This window comes from Aequorivita sinensis, from assembly GCF_006346335.1.
GTDB classification, from domain to species: Bacteria; Bacteroidota; Bacteroidia; order Flavobacteriales; family Flavobacteriaceae; genus Aequorivita; species Aequorivita sinensis.
In genome coordinates this window covers 423,875-442,631 of sequence record NZ_VDMC01000001.1, presented here as the reverse complement: position 1 = coordinate 442,631, position 18,757 = coordinate 423,875, and the positions used below count along the sequence as shown (strand labels likewise).

General features: G+C 32.2%; 19 protein-coding genes and 1 tRNA gene. 9 read left to right on the top strand and 11 right to left on the bottom strand.

All coding sequences use genetic code 11. The features are described 5' to 3' along the window. Position 1 precedes the first annotated feature (1 nt). A complete protein-coding gene (locus tag FHP04_RS02025; RefSeq protein ID WP_139854167.1) occupies positions 2–1,678 on the bottom strand; it encodes a glutamine--tRNA ligase/YqeY domain fusion protein in 1,677 nt (558 codons plus the stop codon). A 141-nt stretch (positions 1,679–1,819) separates the two neighbouring features. On the opposite strand from FHP04_RS02025, the gene folB reads away from it, so the two are divergent. Together folB and FHP04_RS02015 are read left to right on the top strand one after the other, a co-directional pair. Beyond that, entirely contained in the window at positions 1,820–2,176 is a 357-nt protein-coding gene (gene folB, locus FHP04_RS02020; RefSeq protein ID WP_139854166.1) for a dihydroneopterin aldolase, read from the top strand. Between the two features lie 55 nt (positions 2,177–2,231). Continuing rightward, a tRNA-Cys gene (locus tag FHP04_RS02015) sits at positions 2,232–2,305 on the top strand. A 122-nt stretch (positions 2,306–2,427) separates the two neighbouring features. Here FHP04_RS02015 and FHP04_RS02010 read toward each other — a convergent pair. Together FHP04_RS02010 and rnr are read right to left on the bottom strand one after the other, a co-directional pair. Further along, positions 2,428–3,147, bottom strand: coding sequence for a LysE family translocator (locus FHP04_RS02010; protein WP_139854165.1), 720 nt, complete (start codon positions 3,145–3,147; stop codon positions 2,428–2,430). A 113-nt stretch (positions 3,148–3,260) separates the two neighbouring features. Further along, positions 3,261–5,453: a ribonuclease R gene (gene rnr, locus FHP04_RS02005; protein ID WP_139854164.1), complete on the bottom strand. Its 2,193-nt coding sequence runs from the start codon at positions 5,451–5,453 to the stop codon at positions 3,261–3,263. A 170-nt stretch (positions 5,454–5,623) separates the two neighbouring features. Here rnr and FHP04_RS02000 point away from each other — a divergent pair, with 170 nt between their 5' ends. From FHP04_RS02000 to FHP04_RS01985, 4 genes are all read left to right on the top strand, one after another. Next, entirely contained in the window at positions 5,624–5,863 is a 240-nt protein-coding gene (locus tag FHP04_RS02000; protein WP_139854163.1) for a DUF2007 domain-containing protein, read from the top strand. Between the two features lie 640 nt (positions 5,864–6,503). Continuing rightward, on the top strand, positions 6,504–6,935 hold the full coding sequence (gene rpiB / locus FHP04_RS01995; protein WP_139854162.1) for a ribose 5-phosphate isomerase B: 432 nt from the start codon (positions 6,504–6,506) through the stop codon (positions 6,933–6,935). A 9-nt stretch (positions 6,936–6,944) separates the two neighbouring features. Next, a complete protein-coding gene (locus FHP04_RS01990) occupies positions 6,945–7,862 on the top strand; it encodes a cation diffusion facilitator family transporter (RefSeq protein WP_139854161.1) in 918 nt (305 codons plus the stop codon). Between the two features lie 15 nt (positions 7,863–7,877). Then, positions 7,878–8,318 (top strand): GNAT family N-acetyltransferase, encoded by a 441-nt coding sequence (locus FHP04_RS01985; protein ID WP_139854160.1) that lies wholly within the window; start codon positions 7,878–7,880, stop codon positions 8,316–8,318. On the opposite strand, the gene FHP04_RS01980 is transcribed toward FHP04_RS01985, so the two are convergent. From FHP04_RS01980 to rnpA, 5 genes are all read right to left on the bottom strand, one after another. After that, entirely contained in the window at positions 8,308–8,679 is a 372-nt protein-coding gene (locus FHP04_RS01980; RefSeq protein ID WP_139854159.1) for a hypothetical protein, read from the bottom strand. The genes FHP04_RS01985 and FHP04_RS01980 overlap by 11 nt on opposite strands. 72 nt (positions 8,680–8,751) lie before the next feature. Continuing rightward, positions 8,752–9,570, bottom strand: coding sequence for a sterol desaturase family protein (locus FHP04_RS01975; protein WP_139854158.1), 819 nt, complete (start codon positions 9,568–9,570; stop codon positions 8,752–8,754). Between the two features lie 19 nt (positions 9,571–9,589). Continuing rightward, positions 9,590–10,084, bottom strand: coding sequence for a hypothetical protein (locus FHP04_RS01970; protein ID WP_139854157.1), 495 nt, complete (start codon positions 10,082–10,084; stop codon positions 9,590–9,592). 68 nt (positions 10,085–10,152) lie between these two features. Next, on the bottom strand, positions 10,153–11,775 hold the full coding sequence (locus FHP04_RS01965) for a S41 family peptidase (RefSeq protein ID WP_139854156.1): 1,623 nt from the start codon (positions 11,773–11,775) through the stop codon (positions 10,153–10,155). Between the two features lie 177 nt (positions 11,776–11,952). Next, positions 11,953–12,318, bottom strand: a complete 366-nt coding sequence (rnpA, locus tag FHP04_RS01960; protein ID WP_246051378.1) for a ribonuclease P protein component — start codon at positions 12,316–12,318, stop codon at positions 11,953–11,955. A 148-nt stretch (positions 12,319–12,466) separates the two neighbouring features. Between rnpA and FHP04_RS01955 the strand changes: the two genes are divergently transcribed. Then, positions 12,467–13,243, top strand: a complete 777-nt coding sequence (locus FHP04_RS01955) for an amidohydrolase (protein ID WP_139854154.1) — start codon at positions 12,467–12,469, stop codon at positions 13,241–13,243. Here the strand turns inward: FHP04_RS01955 and FHP04_RS01950 are convergent. Both FHP04_RS01950 and FHP04_RS01945 read right to left on the bottom strand, forming a co-directional pair. Beyond that, positions 13,230–14,834 carry an Ig-like domain-containing protein gene (locus FHP04_RS01950; RefSeq protein ID WP_158319104.1) on the bottom strand — a complete coding sequence of 535 codons (1,605 nt, stop codon included), beginning with the start codon at positions 14,832–14,834 and terminating at the stop codon, positions 13,230–13,232. The two genes, FHP04_RS01955 and FHP04_RS01950, sit on opposite strands and share 14 nt — an antisense overlap. Positions 14,835–14,940: 106 nt before the next feature. Continuing rightward, a complete protein-coding gene (locus FHP04_RS01945; RefSeq protein ID WP_139854152.1) occupies positions 14,941–15,603 on the bottom strand; it encodes a ComF family protein in 663 nt (220 codons plus the stop codon). An 85-nt stretch (positions 15,604–15,688) separates the two neighbouring features. Here FHP04_RS01945 and FHP04_RS01940 point away from each other — a divergent pair, with 85 nt between their 5' ends. Beyond that, the gene (locus FHP04_RS01940) at positions 15,689–16,576 is read left to right on the top strand and encodes a hypothetical protein (protein ID WP_139854151.1); all 888 of its coding nucleotides are present in this window, start codon (positions 15,689–15,691) and stop codon (positions 16,574–16,576) included. Between the two features lie 148 nt (positions 16,577–16,724). Then, the gene (locus FHP04_RS01935) at positions 16,725–18,263 is read left to right on the top strand and encodes a glycine--tRNA ligase (RefSeq protein ID WP_139854150.1); all 1,539 of its coding nucleotides are present in this window, start codon (positions 16,725–16,727) and stop codon (positions 18,261–18,263) included. Between the two features lie 79 nt (positions 18,264–18,342). Here FHP04_RS01935 and FHP04_RS01930 read toward each other — a convergent pair whose 3' ends face one another. Continuing rightward, complete coding sequence (locus FHP04_RS01930; protein ID WP_139854149.1) at positions 18,343–18,702, bottom strand: hypothetical protein; 360 nt, start codon at positions 18,700–18,702, stop codon at positions 18,343–18,345. Positions 18,703–18,757: the final 55 nt, after the last annotated feature.

Below are 18,757 nucleotides of genomic sequence, written 5' to 3'. Positions count from 1 at the left end.
CTTATGAAAGTTTTGCCCAAGAATCGCGTAATGGCACTGTACGGTTAAATACAATATTATCTTTTGTCGTGTCTTTATCTACCACAAAATACCCTAAACGCTGAAATTGAAATTTATCTTCTGGTTCAGCATCTTTTATACTTGGTTCAGCATATCCTGTAATAACTTCTAAAGAATTTGGATTTATAAATTCCATAAAATCCTTTTCCTTGTTAGTATCTGGTGATGGTTCTGTAAATAGTCTGTCGTAAAGACGAACTTCAACAGGCAAAGCGTGCGCTGCAGAAACCCAGTGTAAAGTTCCTTTTACTTTTCTTAAAGAAGCCTCTGTTCCACTACCACTTTTACTTTCTGGATCGTAAGTACAGTGAATTTCGGTGATGTTTCCATCAGCGTCTTTTACTACACTTTCTCCTTTAATGATATATGCATTTTTTAAGCGGACTTCTTTCCCGATTGTCAATCTAAAAAACTTGCGGTTTGCTTCTTCTTTAAAATCTTCTCTTTCAATCAATAATTCTTTAGAAAAAGGTACTTCTCTATTTCCAGCACTTTCGTCTTCTTGATTATTTTCTGCTTCAAGCATTTCAGTTTGACCCTCTGGATAATTATCAATAATCAATTTCACAGGATCTAAAACCACCATGATTCTCGGTGCCTTTTTATTTAAATCTTCACGAACATTAAATTCTAAATGAGAAACATCAATCAAATTTTCACGTTTACCAACGCCAATACTATCGGCAAAGTTTTTAATTGATTCTGGAGTATAACCTCTTCGGCGTAAACCAGAAATAGTAGGCATACGAGGATCGTCCCAACCATTTACAACTCCCGCTGCAACTAATTGAGCGAGTTTTCGTTTACTCACAACAGTATGACTTAGATTTCTACGTGCAAATTCGCGCTGTTTAGGACGTAATTTATCCTCTTCCACCACTTGATCTAAAAACCAATCGTAAAGCTCTCTATGAGGTAGGAATTCAAGCGTACAGAAGGAATGTGATACTTGTTCTATATAATCACTCTCTCCATGAGTCCAATCGTACATTGGAAAAATTTTCCAATCGGTTCCGGTACGGTGATGTGATTTAAACAAGGTTCTATACATCACAGGATCGCGCATTAACATATTAGGCGATTCCATATCAATTTTAGCACGAAGTACGTGTTCCCCTTCTTTGGTTTCCCCATTCTTCATCTTCTCGAGTAACTCTAAATTTTCCTCAACAGAGCGATTTCTATAAGGACTAGCCTTTCCAGGTGTGTTTGGAGTACCTTTTTGTTCAGCAATTTCTTCTGAAGTTTGAGAGTCTACATAAGCTTTTCCATCCTTAACCAATTGAACAGCCCAATCGTATAACTGTTGAAAATAATCGGAAGCATAACATTCGGTTGCCCATTTATAGCCCAACCAAGAAACATCTCTTTTAATGGCGTCAACAAATTCCTGTTCTTCTTTTGCTGGGTTTGTATCGTCAAAACGAAGATTTACAGGGGCATTGTATTTTTCTCCTAAACCAAAGTTTAAACAAATTGATGAAGCATGACCAATATGTAAATAACCATTAGGTTCTGGTGGAAATCGGAAACATAAATCATCTTTTTTGTAGCCTTTTTTAAGGTCTTCTTCTATAATATGCTCTATAAAATTAAGAGGTGCTGCTTCGTTACTCATATCTGTATTTTTAAGTCGTGCAAAGGTAAGGAATTAAGTGAAAAAGAAGTTGTTTAAAATTAGGTTTCGACCTTGGTTTATCCTGAGCGAAGCCGAAGGACTCAAACTGACTTTGTTTATTATATTTGTCAAAAATTATTTATGGGAACCATTCGTTTAAAAAACATAAAGATTTATGCCTTTCACGGGTGTTTAGTTGAAGAAGGACAAATAGGATCAGATTATTTGGTGAATCTTACAGTAAAAGCCGATTTATCTAAAGCTTCAAAAACTGATGAATTAGCAGATACTGTTGATTATGTTATGCTTCAAAATATCGTAAGAGAAGAAATGAGTATACGTGCAAAGTTATTAGAGCACGTAGCTAAGCGAATTATTGATTCGGTGTTGATAAAATTAGAAATGGTTAATACAGTGAAGGTTACAGTGGCAAAACAAAACCCTCCTATTGGTGGAGACGTTGCTGAAGTAAGTGTAACAATGAAGAAGAAACGCTAATTTAGTTTTTATGTAGGAAATAAATGTTTAATTATTTACATTTGCACCACAATATGGCATCGTGGCCGAGTGGCTAGGCTCAGCTCTGCAAAAGCTGCTACAGCGGTTCGAGTCCGCTCGATGCCTCCAAGAAACCTTAACTTTTTAGTTAGGGTTTTTTTTATTTTTAATAATTACTACGATTTCCACGAGCCCAAAACTTTGGGAGCCGCGCTTAATACTAACAAAAAAATATAAAAAAGAAGAGATTATTATTGTAAATCCTCAACAGGAGGAATAGGCTTTTCTATTTCTATAGGATTGCCTTGTCCTGGGATTTTTTCAAGTCCAGCTTCAACACCTTTGGGGAAAATACCTTGAATAAGAAGTAAAATACCAAATCCAAAAATTAAAATACTCACCCATTTTTTAGTTTTAAAAATAAAACGCGGAGTCATTTTATTTTTCAATTTTTTAGCTAAAAGTATTTTTAAAAGGTCGGTAAGAAAGAATGTTGCTAATACCGTAGAAATAAATAGAAATACGCCATTATCTGAAGTTGTAAGAGCATTAGCCATAATTAGCGTTCCTATCCAACCCGCTAATACACCAAAGTTTACAAAGTTCAATAGAAATCCTTTTAGGAATAGTCCACCGAGATTTTTTTTTACTTTTACAGCGTAATGTTCTCTTACAATTTTAAATATTGATTTATTGGTTCGAATATAGGATATAATTCCATAAGCAATGAGAATCCCTCCGCCAAAAATTAGTAAGCCAGGATCATTCTTCACTTGTTCAAGAATTCTACTTGTACTATAAAAGGCTATTATTATAAACAGTATATCAGCAACTATTGCACCTAAATCAAAGAATACAGCGGCCTTAACCCCTTTTGTTATAGCAGTTTCAATTAGGGTAAAAAATACTGGACCGACTGCAAAAGCCAATAAGAATCCATAAAATGCAGCGTAAAGTAAACCGTCAAACATAATAGGGTAAAAATACAAATTACTTTTACCCAATGTCTGTAAAAAAATAAATTTTAGTTTTTACTATTTAATATTTAGTTACTAAAAAGTATAAAACCTTTATTTTAAATGTTTTATTTATGACCTAGCATTGTAAAATCTAAATGCTTCTTAACTAAATCGGCATTTTTTACTTTTACATTAACTTCATCTCCAAGGCGATATACGTTATTGGTACGTTTTCCAATTACCGCATATTCGTCTTTATCAAATTCGTAATGGTCGTCATTCAAATCTTGCAAACGAACCATTCCTTCACATTTATTAGAGATAATTTCTATATAAATACCCCATTCAGTAACTCCTGAAATTACTCCAACAAACTCTTCATCTTGATGATCTTGCATATACTTAACTTGCATATACTTAATACTATCGCGTTCGGCATTAGTTGCAAGTCCTTCCATGTCACTACTATGGCTACATTTTTCTTCAAATTCCTCTTCATTAGCACTTTTTCCATTTTCTAGATAATGCTGAAGAAGTCTGTGAACCATAACATCTGGATATCGACGTATAGGTGAAGTAAAATGGGTATAATAGTCAAAAGCTAATCCGTAGTGACCAATATTTTTGGTTGTATACATTGCTTTACTCATACTTCTAATAGCAATAGTATCTATTAAATTCTGTTCTTTTTTACCTTGAACATCCTTCAATAATTTATTCATAGAAGTAGCTGTAGTATGACGATCTTTTGTGTTTAGTTTATAACCAAATCGTTTAATTATATTTTCAAGCGCTGCAATTTTTTCGTCATCCGGTTCATCGTGAACTCGGTAAACAAATGTCTTTTTTGGATTCTGTTTTCCGATAAATTCGGCTACACTTCTATTGGCTAGAAGCATAAATTCTTCAATCATCTTATTAGCGTCTTTACTTTCTTTAAAGTACACGCCTTCAGGGTTTTTATTTTCGTCTAAAATAAATTTTACTTCTACCTTATCAAATGAAATAGCACCAGCACGCATACGTTTAGTTCGTAATTTTTTAGCAAGCCTATCCATTTCTAAAATAGCTTCAGCAATTTCAGGTTTAACGTCATATTCTTCATCTGTAATCGAAATATCGGAAGGAATTTTATGTATTTCCTCATTCGGATTTTCAATTACGTGTTGTGCTTCTTCATAAGCAAAACGCGCATCACTTAATGTAACTGTCTTTCCAAACCACTGTTTTATAACTTCCGCTTTTTGATTCATTTCAAAAACAGCTGAAAAAGTATATTTTTCTTCATTAGGACGAAGAGAACAAGCATTGTTTGAAAGAATCTCTGGCAGCATTGGTACCACTCTATCTACTAAGTAAACGGAAGTTGCACGTTCATAAGCTTCATCATCAAGTTCATTTCCAGGAGTAACATAATGTGACACATCGGCGATGTGAATTCCTATTTCATAATTCCCATTTTCAAGTCTTTCAAAAGAAAGGGCATCATCAAAATCTTTTGCATCCTTTGGATCTATTGTAAAAGTTAAAGTTTCGCGCATATCGCGACGCTTTTTTATTTCAGATTCCTTAATTGAAGTATCTATTTTATTAGCATAAACTTCAACCTCTTGAGGGAAATCATACGGCAATCCGTATTGTGCTAGAATAGAGTGAATTTCGGTATTATGTTCTCCAGGCATACCTAGAACTTTAATAACTTTTCCTATAGGAGAATCTTCTTTTTCTGGCCATTCTAGCATTTCAACTAAAACCTTTTCTCCAGATTTAGCTCCGTTTATTTTATTCTTTGGAACAAAAATATCGGTGTACATTTTATAATCTGTAACATCTACGAATGCAAAGTTTTCCTGTACATCTATAGTACCTACAAATTCTGTACGTTTTCTTTCTATAATTTTGGTTACTTCTCCTTCTGTCTTCCCTCCTTTTTTACGTTTAAAAACGTAAACTTCAACTATATCGCCATTTAAGGCTTTATTTAAATTTTTACTACTCACATAGATATCATCTTCAAGATCTTCTACAATAATGTAGCCTTGACCACGACCTGCAATATCAACTCTTCCAGTATAGTAGTTTTGTGAAGGGGTAAGTATATATTTTCCGCGATCAATTTCTTGAATACTTCCTTTTCCTAGTAAATCCTTTAATTTTTTTATTATTTGGTTCCTACTACTAGGGTCGTCTAATTGAAGTTTAGCGGCAATTTGCTTATAGTTAAAAGCTTGTGAATGATCTTTCCGAAGTATGTTCAGAATTGTTTGAGAAAGATTATCTATTTTATTTTTACTCTTTTTACGTTTATTTTTTGGCATAGTTTAATTTGTAATTATTGTAAATGTAATACATATCTCATAATGATTGGATTACATTAGCAAAGATTTAGTACCTTAGAGAAGGTTTATATATAATATAAACTTGAAATCTACTAATGTGATGAAATTTAAAAGTAAGAATAATTTCATAAGCTACTTAGATATCTAAAATGGAACATTTTAAAACCATAGCTATATTCCAATACCCTGCAGAATATGCAGTGCTTCAACTTTTGTTTGATCAAGAAGGCATTAGGTATGTATTTCAGAATGAAACAATGATTAGTGTATTTCCTTTTTACTCGAATGCCATAGGTGGAATTAGGCTTCAAGTACATATAGACGATATTTCTCAAGCAGAACAAATAATGAACGATTTCAACAATCCTTCCAACTTAAAAATCGTGTAAAAATCTATAGTCTTTCTCTAGATTCAAAAATCTTCATTTTCCATTTTTTATAGTTATCAACATATATTAATACTACATTTTTCTTTTTTAAAATTTAATTAAATAAAATGGTGTTTATTATAGTGTGTTAATATGTACAATAACTTTTTGATGTTTTGTTTTGAAATTAACTTATTCTCTTTTAATAATAGGTTATTAACATAATATAACAATCTGAACAGCTTAAATTATAGTCGAATAGCTATAGTAATTAACAACTGTGAACAACCTATTTCTACAACCTAAAATTGATAAGTATTTTTAAAATTAATGTTGTTAACTGAAAATTTTCATCCCATAACTGACCAATAAAAAACGGTTAAAAAATTTGCATTATTGGAATTTTAAAACCTATTGTAAATAATTTCCACATCTGCAATTTTACTTATAGGAATTCAATTAACAAATATCAACAATGTTGTTAACCATTATATGAAGCTAAGGTTAAGAAACGATTAATTTACACTACATATAATTTAATATACTGAATTTAAGTCTATTAAACGTGTTGATAACCTATATTATATAAGAAAAGCAATATTAGATAGAACAATAATATTTCTGCTACCTAAATCATTATCTTTGATAAAAATTAAATATTATGAAAATTTCTATCGGGAACGACCACGCAGGTACAGATTATAAATTTGAAATAATCTCTTATTTAGAAAAAGAAGGACATACTGTTATCAACCATGGTACGGATGAAAATTCTAGTGTTGATTATCCAGATTTTGTTCATCCTGTTGCTGAAGATGTTGAGAAAGGAAATGTAGATTTTGGTATCATTGTATGCGGAAGCGGAAACGGTGCTAATATGACGGCTAATAAACATCAAAAAGTACGTTCTGCTTTATGCTGGACAAAAGAAATTACCGAATTAGCGCGTCAACATAATGATGCTAACGTTTTAAGTATTCCAGCACGATTTACTAGTAAACAACAAGCTGTTGAAATGGTAAAAACATTTCTAAATACAGATTTCGAAGGTGGCCGTCATCAAAAACGAGTAGAAAAAATAGCCTGCTCATAAACTTTTAAAATGTCGCATAATCACGCACATTCTAATAGCCATTCACATCCCGATATGAAAGGTAGAAAGCTTCTGCTCTCTATTTTTCTTAATATAGGTATTACTGTTGCTCAAGCTATTGGCGGATTAGTTTCTGGAAGTTTATCATTACTTTCTGATGCCTTGCATAATTTTAGCGACGTACTTTCATTGATTGTTAGCTACATAGCCGATAGATATTCAAAAAAAGACGCTTCGGTTACTAAAACTTTTGGGTATAAGCGAGCCGAAATTCTTGCAGCCTTCGTAAATTCTGTAACATTAATTATAGTTGCTGTTTACCTTATTTACGAAGCTATCTTTAGATTTATGGATCCACAACCTATAAAAAGTGGTTTGGTAATATGGTTAGCGATTTTAGGAATTGTTTTTAACGGATTTAGCGTACTTCTACTTTTTAAAGAATCTAAAACAAATATGAATATGCGTTCAGCATATTTACACTTATTTTCAGATATGGCTGCATCTGTAGCTGTTTTGATAGGTGGTGTTTTAATGTTATATTTTGAATGGTATTGGGTAGATAGTATATTAACTGTGTTAATAGCACTATACTTGTTAATAATGGGGTATGATTTGATAAAAAGTTCTTTTAAAGTATTGATGCTTTTTACTCCAGACGACTTAAATTTGGAAGAAATAATTGAAACGGTTTGTGAAATTCCAGAAGTGAAGAATATGCATCATATTCATATCTGGCAGCTTAACGAACAAGAAACGCATTTAGAGGCACATTTAGATTTTCACGAAGATGTTACACTTTCTGAGTTTGATGCAGTGTTAACTAAAGTTGAAGAAGTTCTTTTTAAAAACTTCGGAATAAATCATGTTACTATTCAACCTGAACACCAAAAAGACGATCCAAAAGACATTATTGTTCAAGATTGATTTAATTGAAAAACTATGGAAATTGAAGTAAAAAATTTTGAAGAATTAAACACTAATGAACTTTATAGTCTTTTAAGATTAAGAAGTGAAGTTTTTGTTTTAGAGCAGGATTGTGTTTATCAAGATATAGATGGAAAAGATCAACGGGCTTTACATGTAATAGGTAGAGAGGATGGAAAAATAATTGCTTATGCTAGATGTTTTCAAGAAGGAGATTATTTTGACGAATCTTCTATTGGTAGAGTAGTTGTACGGGATAACTATCGCAAATTAGGGTATGGACATAAAATTACCGATGCGGCAATTAAAGCAATAGAAGAGTATTATAAGGCTAACAAAATAAAAATATCAGCCCAAACTTATCTAGTCACTTTTTACGAAAGCCACGGTTTTAAGACTATTGGTGATCGCTATTCAGAGGATGGAATACCTCACATTGCAATGATTAGAGCTTAATTAAATTCTTTTCAAGATTTAGCTCTTTTAATAATTCGTCTGTAAACTTGTAATGTCCACGACGCGTTATTATTTTAAATCGTTGATTACGCATTCGAGTAATTGTATCTAAAAACTGCCATTTAGATTTTAATAATCTAAGTTTTTCCGTTTTTAAACTTATTTCAAAATAATGCTTAATTCCAGCCCGACTTGCTACTATATCTGGAGTTATTACTACATCACTATCTTTTTTAAGATATGATTTTGGAGCTTCGTATCCATCTACGTTAGCTCTAATTTGTTCAAACCCTCTTTTCTCTAAATAGCTTACCGATTCTTTAATAATTTCTTTGTTTTCTTCTCTATCTGCTTGTATCATAGCAGCTAAAATACGAATATATTGATTAACAACCGGTTAAGGTTATGTTAAGCTAAAAATTAGAGTGTTAATTTAGTTTTTGTACTTAATAGAATTATCAAATGGAAGCTTTAATTGATGTAGAATATTTTCATCATCCTTATGGTCGCTAATATCTAATCCGTACTTAATGTCTGCTGTATTTTCATAAAAATAAGTTCCAAATAAGCGATCCCAAATAGAAAACATATTTCCAAAATTAGTATCTGTCCAAGGCATTTGATAGTGATGGTGAAACTTATGCATATTTGGAGTTACAATAATATAGCTTAGGGCTTTGTCTAATTTTGTTGGAATCGAAATATTTGCGTGAGTAAAATAGGTAAACAGCACACTTAAAATTCTATAGAAAAGATAAAAAGCTATTGGCATTCCCATAATTACAACCGTAAGTAATGCGAAGGTTTCTCGAATAATAAAATCGAAAGGATGATGTCGCGTTCCAGTTGTTACATCTACATTTTTATCGGAATGGTGAACGGTGTGTAAACGCCACATCCATTGAATTTTATGAAGAAGAAAGTGTACAAAATATTGAGCGATTAAATCTAAAATTAAAATGGATAGTAATAATTCTAACCAAACAGGAGCAGTAATATGCTGTAATAAACCAAAGTTGGAATTGTCTATCCAAAGAAATACCCCAGCCGTTAAAATCCCGAAAAACAAGTTTATTAACATTACAAATGCAAGTAAAATAAAATTTGTTTTAGCGTGTCGCCATTTGTTGTATTTAGTAAAAACTAATTTGTAATATCCCTCTAAAATCCAGAATATAGTAAGGACAAAAAACACCCAACCTGCTTTCATCCAAGTAGGCATTGTTTCGAAGAAAGTTAAGAAGGACTGCATTTGTTTGTTATATTTTCAATCAAACTCTGTTTATTATTCCTTGCTCGAGCATAATATCAAAAGCTTTATTTGAATCACTTAAACCTCTACACAGTGATCCAGGTAGAATAATTTTTCTGCTTCTACTCTTATTTTTATCATCAATAAAATCAACCCTAAAATATGCTCTTGAAAAACACTTTTTAGCCTGATGGAATGTTACACGAATTATCTTCTCTCTTTCAATTACGGAAGTATTAGAATATTTTCTTTTCCTAAATGAATCATAAATTGTAAAAACAACTATACCAAATAGGAATAAAAGTCTAATCCAATCACTATTTTTAAAATAATTATAAGTTAAATACAGGAAACAAAGTACTGTAAATATTATAGAAATTGTATAAATTACTTTATTTTCTGATGTATCCTTAGCGGTATAATTTTCTAAATTTCCATCAGAAGTAAAAATAATTTTTTCTTCTAAAATATGACAAAATCCTTCATACGTTTTAAATTTTCTAAGTTCTTTCATTTGGTAAAAAAAGATTGCAATAGCATCAAATTTGAAATGATTTCTTCTACGCTAGAACAAACAAATTATCACCTCAAAATTTTCTTATATCTTCCTTCATCATTCAAAACAGCAACTGCTTCTAGAATTTCAGGATTGTGCTCTATTTGATAGTTATATAATCCTTCACGATAGAAATAACGCTTTAGAATTTCGTCTGTTAATAACGATTCTATTTCAACTTTTTTATCGATAATAGCTTTCTCTTTTGCGGTATCAATAGCAGCCATTAATTGATTGTAACTTTGAGAAATTTCATTGTTTAATTCGTCTGATTCGGCCATTTTTAAACCTTCTGCAAATTTCTTTTCGGTTTCAGTTTCATATTCAAAATTGTTTGCTTTTAAATATTTCAGGAAATCTTGGAAGTCACTTTGTCCAAACTTAAAGTTTTTCCAATCCGTCATTTGATGGCTGTAATAGTATTTTGTAGCATAATCAAAAATTGCATTGTCTTTTAGTAAAGCCGTGGTAATTGGGCTATAAACTGCCGATGCCATTTCAATATCTGGCAGTATTCCTCCCCCGTCATAAACAGTTCTACCTCCTTTAGTTTTAAACTTGTTATATTCTTTTGGATCTTTTCGAATAGGATCGCCATTTTCATCTCTATGCCAGTAATCAACAGCTTGAATTCCACGACCGCTTGGTGTGTAATACCTCGAGATAGTAACTTTTAACTGAGTTCCGTACGTTAGCTTTTTAGGACGCTGTACAAGCCCTTTTCCGAAGCTTCGAGCCCCAACGATAACTGCGCGATCTAAATCTTGTAAACCTCCTGAAACTATCTCACTAGCCGATGCACTACGACCGTTGATTAAAACTACTAAAGGAATTTCGGTATCTACGGGTTCAAAACGTGTTTTATAAGTTGCATTATACTTTTCAATAACCGATTTTGTGGTGGTGATTACTTGATCTTTTTCAACAAAAAGGTTTACAACGCTGATTGCTTCATTTAATAATCCTCCTGGATTTCCTCGTAAGTCTAGTATTATCTTTTTCGCACCTTGAGATTTTAAATCTATTAACGCCGCTTTGGTTTCAGAAGTAGTTTTACTATTGAATTTTGAAAGTACAATATACCCAATGTCATTGTTTATCAATTTATAAAAAGGAACTGCTTTAACTTCAACAGCTTCGCGTGTAATGGTTGTGGTAGTGGTTTTACCTTGTCTTTTATAAGTTACATCAACTTTAGAACCTGGAGCACCTTTAAGTAATTCTCCCGCATCTTCTTCAAAATTTGCTAAGGTTACATCCCCTATTTTAATAATCTCATCTCCTGCTTTTAAACCTGCTTTATCTGCGGGATACCCTTGATAAGGTTCTACAATAATTATTTTATCTTCTCGGGTCTGAGCGGTAGCACCAATACCTGTATAAACTCCTGAATTATTGATTTTAGCATCCTCAACTTGTTGTTCGTTCCAATAAACGGTGTAAGGATCTAAGTCGTCCAACATTCCTTTTATAGCTTTATCCATAAGTGTAGCCGGAGTAACTTCATCTACATAATTCATATTTAATTCCTTGTAAAGCGTAGTGAAAATTTCAATCTGTTTTGCTATTTCAAAAAAATCGCTTTTAAAACTTACAGTGGTAAAAAATATACCAATGGCCACAAAGGGAATAATTATTCTCTTTTTCATAATTGTTGTGTTAATGAGATTTTGAGTTGTTGTAACATTCTACCAACTTACTCAATGTATCAGGATTTTATTCTACACTTCAGAAATATACGAAGAATGATAATATTTCTAATTCCAACGAAGAATAAATACTAATTGTTTCACGGTTTTCAAATAAATTGAACAAAACCTGAAAGCTTAGCTATTATCTTCTTGAAGTTTTTTTAGCAATTTTAGCATCGACTTTTCCAATTGAACATATTCTGGTTTTACTTTTCCTAGATATAAAAAAAGCATCATAAACCTAGTATTTTCACTTTCTTCAATTAGGTGTTTATTTAACCTATATGCTTCGCGAAGTTGTCTTTTTACGCGGTTTCTATCTACTGCAGATTTAAAATTACGCTTAGGAACAGCAAATGCTGCTAGATTGGTATTGATTTCATTATTAGGTAGAAAAAATACTTTTATAGGAAATTTTGTATACGTTTTCCCTTCCGAAAACAAGGTTTCAATTGTTTTGGTGCTTTTTAGCTTTTCTGTTTTTGGAAATTTTTTGTTCACCAAGTAAATATATAAAAAGACTTCTCAGCTTTTCGGTTGCATTTCAATAGTTTTCCTATCTTTTAGATTTAAAGAAAATCACCTTTTAAAGTTGTAATTTTAGTTCTTAATTTAAAACTGTAAAAACAAAATTTAAAAATTATTCATTTTGAAAGAAACGCTTAAAATATCGATTATTCAAAGTAATCTTCATTGGGAAAATGCTGAAGCAAATCTGAAAATGTTTTCAGCGAAAATAGAAAATATTGAAGAGAAAACAGATTTAATCGTCCTTCCTGAAATGTTTTCAACAGGTTTTTCAATGAACGCCGAAAAATTAGCCGAACCGAACGATGGAAATACTTTAAAATGGATGATTAAAGAAGCAAAAACGCATAATACTGCTATTACCGGAAGTGTAATTATTAAGGAAGATGATAATTTTTTCAACCGGATGTTTTTTGTTTTTCCTGATGGCAGTTATAAAAAGTACGACAAAAGGCACACATTTACCTTAGCCAAGGAAAATGAAACGTATAAAGATGGTACCGAACGCTTAATTGTAGATTATAAAGGCTGGAAAATATGTCCGCTTATTTGTTACGACTTGCGATTTCCTGTGTGGGCAAGAAATAAAGAAGATTATGACATTTTAATTTATGTAGCAAACTGGCCAAAAGTAAGAACCTTAGCTTGGGACACGCTATTACGTGCGAGAGCAATTGAAAACATGACTTATTGCGTAGGCGTTAACAGAGCAGGTTTTGATGGAAACGACCACGAATATGTTGGACGTTCGGCAATTTACGATGTTTTAGGAGTTAAAATAACTTCTAAGGACATAGGGGAATTTACCGAAACGGTGGTTTTAGAAAAAGAACACATTGTTAACAACCGAAAACATTTTCAGTTTTTGAATGATAGAGACGATTTTACTTTAGTATAAATGTTTCGTTTAAACTCCAATTGGCACGTACTTCAATCTCTTTAGGATAATAGATAATTTTTTCGGCTTCCATCCTATTTAGGAAACTCCCTGTGTCCCATCTTCCGTTTTGATTGTCGTCATAGATAATTCTTAAAAAATATTTTTCCGGAGAAAGTTCATCGAAATAAACAGGAATATTTTCGGTTAAATATCTTTCTGCAACAACATTATACTTGCTATTCACAATTTGAACGATAATTGGAAATCTATTTACATTTACCAGATTGAGACTAAGCGTTCCGTAATCTGAAGACAATCGCGTTTTTACATTGAAATACAGTGTGTCATTTGTCTTCTCGAAAAAGTCGGTCAAGGCTCCAGGCATAATGCTTATGTTATAGCTTTCATCTTCTTCTTTTGGGAAATGCAGTTCTGCTAAATTATGCTTTTTATTCAACCTTATTTCGGTATCAACAAGCACCGAATCTTTGTTAATAACTTCAAATTTCTCAGCATCAAAAGAAGTTATTGGGGTGTTTAATCGCAATTTAAAGGTGTCCTTTAACTTTAAAAATCCAGTTTTAACTGCTGAAACTTTTAACGAATCACTATAAAGTTCGCGTATTCTTACCGAAGCTGTATCTACTTTATTTCCATTTGTAACTTTAAAGAGCAAAGAATCTACTTTAAGATTAGGCTTAAACCAATAGTGAAGTGAATCTTTCATTTCATCTTTATAAGATGTGGAAACGTAATCTTGACCTACATCCGATAACATTTCAACCTTTAAGCTATCTACTCGCCCTTCATAACCAAAAATAATATGGTTTTTAGAAACTAAAGCAGGTCTTGCTAATTTGTAATCTGGAGTTTCTTTAAAAAGTGTAAGCACATAAGTAGAATCTGTAGGCAAGGTAATTACTTCATTTACAAATCCAATTTTATCTGTCTTTGGTTGAAAAGTGTAATCGTTACTTTTTTCCTTTAAAGCAATTAGTAAATATTTTCCTTGTTTTAGATTTGAAAGCTCAAATGTCCCGCTACTGTCTTTAGTAACAGTTATGTACATCGGTTTTTCAGAATAAACCAATGAGTCTTTAAATGTTTCATTTACTTCGTAAAGCATTACCGTTGTTGGAATTTCAGGAGAAATTAGCTTTGCATCTTTTACTTTCCCCGAAAGTTTTAAACTGTCTATATACGTTCCTGTTGAAAACACGTATTTAAAATATTCAAACTCGTTTTCTTCATTGTTATCAACAATACTTTTTCCGAAGTTGAAAGAATAGGTTGTATTTGGTTTTAAGGTATCTAATAATTTTATTTTTAATCTTTTTGAAGTACTTAGCGGTGTGATAACCGGCGTATACTTCATGGGTGGTGAAATGATTAACTGATTGTTTAAATCTTTTAACTTGATATATTCATCAAAGCGAATTTCGATTTCATCTTCTTTAAAATTCGTGCTATAATTTTCGGGAATACTTCTTACAATTACTGGAGGAATAGTATCTCTTGGTCCACCTGATGGCGTTCCTTTTTTGGCGCAATCTGTAAATGACAGCAATAACAAAAGCGCAATGGGAATGTATAGAAGGCGATGTTTCAAGATGAAATATTAGTTGTTAATAGATTTAAAAATAAATTTATTGAAATCTGCCCAAAATTAAACAATAAGAAAGAACTAGTTGCAATTAACAAACAACTATTAACGCTTATGCAACAGCAATCGTTGCTATACTAATGTTTACATTCTCTCCTTTAAGCAACTGCAGTGCACATTTTTCGAGCGTTGCACCTGTGGTGATAATGTCGTCTACTAATAGAATATGTTTGTTTTTAATATCTTCTAATTTCTGTATGGAAAAGACTTCTTCAGTTTCAAAACGGAGCATTCTTGTTTTAAAAACTTGAGAACCAGATTTTGAAATTTTAATTAAAATATCATCACGATAGGCTACGTCAAGGGCTAAGGCAATTTCTTTTCCAAACCCTTCCACTTGATTATAACCTCTTTTCTTTAATTTCTGTTTGTGTAATGGAACCGGAATTACCAAATCTATTTTATTGTAATTTTCACACTCGGCCAATTCTGCACCAAGCCATTTGCCAAAAAAATAACTAATATCCTCCTTTCCACGATATTTTAAGTTGTGAAGTAATTCCTGAGTTATTCCTCTTTTTTGAAAATAAAGTAGGGATGTTGCATTTTTTACTAAAAATCTTCCATAAAACTTATTTTTTAAAAAATTACTTTCATTTTTGTGAAACGAAGCTATAGGTAGGGAATGAATACATGCAATACAAACTGTTTTTTCTCCCTTGAGTAATGGATTATGACAACTATAACATATTTTAGGAAAGAGTAGATTTAACATTTTTTATGAAGTTTTATCATTTTATAAACGTTTGTTAAAGAAATACCTACCTACATTTACCAATTATACTAAATACAATTAAATTATGAGCACAGAAAATGAAAATAATAGTGGTAAATTTAAGATCCTTATAGGAGTTCTTTCACTACTACTCATTGCATTAGCAGTATATACTGTAACATTATTTAATGAGAATAAATCTACAATTTCTAATCTAGAAACTGAAAAAGAGTCTATAGAGAAAGAACTTGAAGGGTTAATCGCCAATTATGATGAAGTAATTAAAGATAATGAGTTAAAAGATAAAGACTTATTGGCCGCGCGTGAAAGAATAAATGTGCTATTAGATTCTGTTAAAGATGCTAAGGCTAATATCGGATTAATCCAGAGATATAAAGTTGAGGTTGGTAGATTAAAGCAAGAAAGAGCTATGCTATTTAAACGAGCTGATAGTTTAATTGCTGCCAATAAAAGACTTGCTATGGAGCGCGATAGTACTTTCTTAGAGTTGGATAATACTAGGATGGTGGTAGATTCTGTAAGTCAGGAGAACGAAGCAATGAATGAAATCTTGAAAAAAGGATCAATTGTTAAAGCTACAAACCTAAGAGGGGAAGCTGTAATTATTAGAAACAGCGGAAAAGTTGTAGATACAAGACGTTCAAGCCGTGCAGATAAAATTAGAGCTTGTTTTACACTAGCTCCAAACTCAATTGCTAAAAGCGGAGACAGAATTATTTACATTCAAGTTATCAACCCTAAAAATGTTATGATGGGTGATGATACAGTAAAACAATTTGAAGATAAAAACTTAAACTACAGTGCCTCTACAAATGTTTTTTACGAAAACGAAGCACTAGACGTTTGTATATTAGTTAATTCAAAAGAAGCAAACCTAGTTGAAGGTAGATATACAATTAATATTTTTGATGGACCAAATCAAATTGGAACAACAACAATGGAATTGAAATAGCCGATGAAATATACATTTTGATATAAAATTCATTATGTTTGGCTAAAATTAAAACTAAAACCATTGCAATTTTTGCAATGGTTTTTTAATAATAAAAAAAATCAAGTTCTCTCTTCGAAGGTTGAGGGGACTTTCCTATTTTTGTGACATGGCAAACAACGACGATCATTTTAAAAAAGTAGTTTCCCACGCAAGGGAATACGGTTACATATTTGCATCTAGCGAAATTTACGACGGACTTAGTGCTGTTTACGATTACGCTCAAAATGGTGTAGAATTAAAGAAAAACATTCGCGAATATTGGTGGCGAAGCATGGTGTATATGCATCAAAATATTGTAGGTATAGATTCTTCGATATTGATGCATCCAACAACTTGGAAGGCTTCGGGACACGTGGATGCTTTTAATGATCCTTTAATCGACAATAAGGATTCAAAAAAACGCTATCGCGCCGATGTGCTTATTGAAGATTATGCTGAAAAGCTTTATCAAAAAGCGCAAAAAGAAATTGAAAAGGCAAGAAAGCGTTTTGGCGATAGTTTTAATGAAGAAGAGTTTGTTTCTACAAATCCTCGTGTTATAAGATATCTAACAGAACAACGCACTGTTTTAGAGCGTATGGCTAGTTCACTTGAAAAAGAAGACTTAGCAGACGTAAAAGCGTTGATTGAAGAGCTCGGTATTGCAGATCCAGAAACTGGATCGAAAAACTGGACAGAGGTGCGTCAGTTCAACCTTATGTTTGGAACTAAACTTGGTGCTTCAGCAGATAGCGCGATGGATCTTTACCTACGCCCAGAAACTGCTCAAGGTATCTTTGTAAACTTTTTGAATATTCAAAAGAGTGGAAGAATGAAAATTCCATTCGGAATCGCTCAAACAGGGAAAGCTTTCCGTAACGAGATTGTAGCACGACAGTTTATCTTTCGAATGAGAGAGTTTGAACAAATGGAAATGCAATTCTTTGTTCGTCCTGGAGAAGAACTTAAATGGTACGAATACTGGAAGGAAACACGCTTAAAATGGCACCTTTCATTAGGAATGGGAGAAGAAAATTACCGTTTCCACGACCACGATAAACTTGCACATTACGCAAATGCAGCTGCAGATATCGAATTTAACTATCCTTTCGGATTTAAAGAATTAGAAGGAATTCATTCAAGAACAGATTTCGACCTTAAAGCTCACGAAAAATTCTCTGGTAAGAAGTTACAGTTTTTCGATCATGAGATGAATAAAAGCTATGTTCCTTACGTAGTTGAAACTTCAATAGGTTTAGACAGAATGTTCCTTGCTGTTTTGAGTAATTCACTTCAAGAAGAAACATTAGAGGATGGAAGCACGCGTACAGTATTAAAAATACCAGCAATTTTAGCACCGGTAAAAGCTGCAGTTCTTCCTCTTGTTAAGAAAGATGGACTTCCAGAAATTGCACAACAGATTATCGATACTCTTAAATGGGATTACAACGTAGCTTACGACGAAAAAGATGCCGTAGGAAGACGTTACCGCCGTCAAGATGCAGCTGGAACACCTTTCTGTATTACAGTAGATCATCAAACAATTGAAGATAATACAGTAACCATCCGTAACAGAGACACAATGGAACAGGAAAGAATTAGTATTTCTGAAATTTCAGATAAAATGAAGGAAACCATCTCATACCAAAGTTGGCTTTCTAAATAGTTTTTTTTAAGTGGTTAATTCTATATTTCAAGAAGAGGAGGATAACTAAATATCCTCCTTTTTTATACCTAAGAAGTAATTATTCTGTTCTATTTACAATTGAAGTAACTTCTACTGGAATCGCTTTATTACATCTATTCATCTGTCTTAAGCCATTATATTTTACCCATACAGCTTGATTCTCTTGTTTAAATTTTTCTTTTAAATTCACAGGATCAACGTAGTAAATTCCTCTTTCACCACTTTCCAATTGGATGGTATATTCACAATCGTCTTTTAAGTTTGAGTAAATAATTTTCCCTGCCAAATACCCTTCCGCTATCATTTTTTTTGCTTCCATTTCTGATGAATTATTCTCATCACCCGCAGGTTGGTTTTGCATGGGACCACAAGAAATTATAAATACTGAGAAGAGTGCTAAAGTTGTTTTAAATATCATTTATTGATGTGTTTTTGATTTATGAAGATACAAAATTGAACCTATTTTTAAAGAA